This window comes from Frankia canadensis (assembly GCF_900197875.1).
Lineage (GTDB): Bacteria > Actinomycetota > Actinomycetes > Frankiales > Frankiaceae > Frankia > Frankia canadensis.
In genome coordinates this window covers 1-518 of sequence record NZ_FZMO01000520.1, presented here as the reverse complement: position 1 = coordinate 518, position 518 = coordinate 1, and the positions used below count along the sequence as shown (strand labels likewise).

General features: G+C 73.0%; 1 protein-coding gene. It reads left to right on the top strand.

The window, feature by feature from the left end; translation table 11 throughout:
- Window positions 1-518 (top strand): HNH endonuclease signature motif containing protein (locus tag C1A33_RS27155; RefSeq protein WP_133150854.1); only part of this gene is annotated, 518 nt, incomplete at both ends.

Sequence of the window (518 nt, the reverse complement as noted above, 5' to 3'; positions counted from 1 at the left end):
CGGCATCCCCGACCCCCGCAGCCCCCGGCGCCGCCAGGCCGACGCCCTCATCGACCTCGCCACCCGGCTCCTCAGCGGCGCGGCCGTGCCGATCTCCGGTGGGGTGCGCCCGCACCTGACTGTGCTGGTGCCTTGGAGTGCCCTCGTGGGCAGCGGCCTCGACCCGGCCACCACGGAGTGGGGGCTGCCGCTGCCCCGCGGGGTGCTCAGCCGCCTGACCTGCGACGCCGAGATCACGAGGATCATCCTCGACGCGGAGGGCGTCCCCATCGACGTCGGCCGCGCCAGCCGCACTGCCACCCCCGCCATTCGCCGCGCCCTCGTCGCCCGCGACCGCGGATGCGCGTTCCCGTCCTGCGACCGCCCACCCAGCTGGTGTGAATGCCACCACGCGCCGGAGTGGGAGAACGACGGAGTCACCGCACTGTCGAGCATGGTCCTGCTCTGCGGACAGCACCATCGGCAGGTCCACCACGACAAGTGGACGATCATCTTCGAATCCGACGGCCTGCCCTCCT